The organism is Vreelandella boliviensis LC1 (assembly GCF_000236035.1).
Classification (GTDB): Bacteria; Pseudomonadota; Gammaproteobacteria; order Pseudomonadales; family Halomonadaceae; genus Vreelandella; species Vreelandella boliviensis.
In genome coordinates, this window is sequence record NZ_JH393265.1 from 1 (window position 1) to 3,306 (window position 3,306).

The following is a 3,306-nucleotide window of genomic DNA, read 5'->3' on the forward strand; positions in this document are numbered from 1 at the left end:
GGGCGGTGTCCTAGACCACTAGACGAATGGGACGTTGCATTGCCTCGTCGAGGTGGCGCGTATGTTACTCAGACCTTATTGAGCTGTCAAGCACCCTGCTATCGCCAAGCTAACTGACCCGCTTTCAATCACCTACCTCCCAGTCCAACTTCTACGATGTCAGCATGCACACCGAGAGTGCCCAGCGCACTCATTAGGCGCCATAACGGTGCAAACAGTTATTTTTCTTATACTTAGCCTTTTCTTTAAAGACCGACAAAATCCTTAAAAATCTTTTATTTATAATAAAATCGATTTTTATGGCACACCCCTTGCTACTGCATTGTGTTCCCTTGCTGACCAACTCCCCATTAATGAGGTGTGCTATGTCCTTATCTCGCCGCAAGTTTCTCACCACAGCCGCTGTCTCCTCGACAGCTGGCCTTGTATTGGGTGCCCCATCGATCGCTCGTGCGCAATCTGCCGAGCGCTTTAACTGGCGCATGACCAATGCCTACCCGCCCGGCTCGCCCTTTTACGTGGAAGGCCCTGGCAGCCCTAAAGATGTAATCGCCAAAATCAACGCCATGTCCGGCGGACGACTCAATATCCAGCATTTTTCATCCGGCGAACTGATTCCAGCCTTTGAAGGCTTTGAAGCCGTTCAAAGCGGCACCATCGAAATGAACGCCGCTAACAGCTACTTCTGGTCAGGCACCACCTTTGCTGCCCAGTACTTCACTACGGTGCCGTTTGGCATGAGCTTTATGGGCCATATGGCGTGGCTTTATCACGGCGGCGGTTTGGAGCTTTGGCACGAGGTGTATGAGCCCTACGGCATGGTGGCCTTCCCACTGAATAATACCGGCGTGCAAATGACCGGCTGGTTCCGCGAACCGATTGAGGATATTAGCCAACTCAACGGGCTGCGCATGCGCGTTCCTGGATTGGCGGGTCAGGTTTACTCCTCGCTTGGCGTGGATGCCCGCGTACTGCCCGGTGGCGAAATTTTCCCCGCGCTGGAACGTGGCGTGATTGATGCCGCCGAATTTGTGGGCCCCTTCCAAGACCGCCGTATGGGGCTACACAACGCTGCCAAGTTCTACCACACCACTGGCTGGCACGAACCCTCGACCACTGGTGAGCTACTGATCTCGAAAACACACTGGGACAGCCTGCCAGAAGACCTGCAGATGATTGTCAAAACCGCCTGTATGGCCGCCTGCTTGGAGAGTGTTACCTGGTCTGAAGCGGTTAATGGCGAGGCCATGACAGATCTAGTTGAGAATGAAGGCGTGACCGCCAGCATGCTTCCCACTCCCGTTGTCGATGCACTACGCGAAGCCACTCAAGACACCCTGGCGACAGAGGCCAACGCCGACCCGCTGGTTCGCAAAGTGCACGATAGTTACATGGCGTTTAAAGCCAACCACGACCGTTGGGCGGGTGCCAGTGAGCGTGCCTGGTTAAACGACATCATCGGAGTCTGATATGCGCGCCGTGGCATGTTTTGTCCACGGAGTTGAGGCGGTGGTTCGGCTATTTGGCTGGATCGCCGCCTGGACCTGCGTGGTACTAGTTGGTTTAGTCGCTGGCGACGTATTGATGCGCTATGCGTTCAGCGTAGGAGCGGTATGGCTCCAGGAGCTGCAGTGGCACTTGATCTCGCCTATCGCGCTGTTTGGCATGTCATATCTGCTGCTGATGGGCGAGCAGGTGCGCGTCGATGTTTTCTACGAGCGCTTCCCTGCGGGCCTGCAGCGGGTGATTGAGGTGATCGGCGGACTCCTGCTGCTAGTGATGGGGCTGTATATCGCTTGGCTGACGCTGCCCTGGATCGCCCAGTCGTTCGCCCGCGGTGAGGCGTCGCCTAACCCCGGCGGCCTGCCTCTGCGCTGGCTCCTCAAATCTATGATTCCATTAGGTTTTCTCCTTCTCGCGCTGCAAGGGTTGGCCCACGCGCTACGTCAGGTGTTTGCCCTACCCATACGAGGTGAATAACGCATGTCTCCCAATGAATGGCTAGCGATCGGCATGATCGTGGCTTTTTTCGTGTTTCTGCTGATGGGTATTCCGGTAGGCATTAGCATCGCGGCGACCGCTTTTTTCTTTGGTTATATTGGCTTTGGCCCGATGCTGTTTAACCTTCTGCCATCGCGTATCTATGGGGTGGTGACCAACTACACCTTTATGGCCATACCGCTGTTTGTGTTTATGGGGGTAATGCTGGAAAAGTCGAAGCTGGCCGAAGAGCTGATTGATGTGATCGGCCACCTGTTTGGCGGCATCTCTGGCGGCATGGGCGTGGCAATTATTTTAGTTGGCGTTTTGTTAGGCGCCGCTACCGGCATTGTGGGTGCCACTATCGTTACCCTTGGCCTGCTCACGCTCCCGACGCTGCTACGCCGCGGCTACCCTAAAACCCTGGCCACCGGCATGATCTGCGCCTCTGGCACGTTGGGACAGATTATTCCACCCAGCCTGGTGCTAATTCTACTCGCTGAAATTCTGGGTGAATCGGTCGGTACGATGTTCGCCGCCGCCATGGTGCCTGGGCTAACGCTGGCAGCGGTGTATATTATCGCCATTCTGGTGATCGCCAAGCTCTACCCTGACCTAATGCCGCCCATTCCCGCCGAGGAGCGAGCAGAAATGGGCCGGAGTCAACTGATACGCAAAGTGATTACCGTGGTGGGCCCGCCGGTGGGGTTGGTATTTGCGGTGTTAGGGTCGATTATTGGCGGCATTGCCGCGCCTACTGAAGCGGCCTCCATGGGGGCGCTAGGCGCATTGGTAATTGTAGCCTGCTCGGGGCGGTTAACCCTTACGCTGCTCAAAGAGGTCGCCAAGGCCACGCTGGTGATCTCGGCAATGGTGTTCTTTATTTTGATCAGCGCGCAGGTGTTTGGTTTGGCATTTCGCGGCTTGGGCGGCGAGCATTTGGTGGCCCGTATGTTCGACTGGGTGCCCGGTGGCGAGCTAGGCGCGATGCTGTTTATGCTACTGCTGATGTTTGTGTTGGGCTTCTTCTTAGAATGGATCGAGATCAGCTATATTGCCCTACCGCTGTTTTTACCCTTCTTTGTCCAGATGGGCGTCGATATGGTGTGGCTGGGTATTTTAGTCGGGCTGGTGCTACAAACATCGTTCCTTACCCCACCCTTTGGCTGGTCGCTGTTTTTCCTTAAAGGCGTGGCGCCGAAAGAGGTCTCGACGCTGGATATTTATAAAGGCGCGCTACCGTTTATCGGTTTACAGTTTCTGGCCGTGGCACTGGTGTTTATCTTTCCCAGTATTGCCACATGGCTGCCTAACGCCATTGGCTGG

3 protein-coding genes are annotated in these 3,306 nt (G+C 55.4%); all 3 read left to right on the plus strand.

The annotated features are described in order from the left end of the window. Window positions 1-365 precede the first annotated feature (365 nt). Window positions 366-1,469, plus strand: coding sequence for a TRAP transporter substrate-binding protein (locus tag KUC_RS18915; protein WP_040481801.1), 1,104 nt, complete (start codon window positions 366-368; stop codon window positions 1,467-1,469). Between the two features lies 1 nt (window position 1,470). Then, complete coding sequence (locus tag KUC_RS18920) at window positions 1,471-1,980, plus strand: TRAP transporter small permease subunit (RefSeq protein WP_007114871.1); 510 nt, start codon at window positions 1,471-1,473, stop codon at window positions 1,978-1,980. Window positions 1,981-1,983: 3 nt separating this feature from the next. Further along, window positions 1,984-3,306 (plus strand): TRAP transporter large permease (locus KUC_RS18925; RefSeq protein ID WP_040481804.1); only part of this gene is annotated, 1,323 nt, incomplete at its 3' end.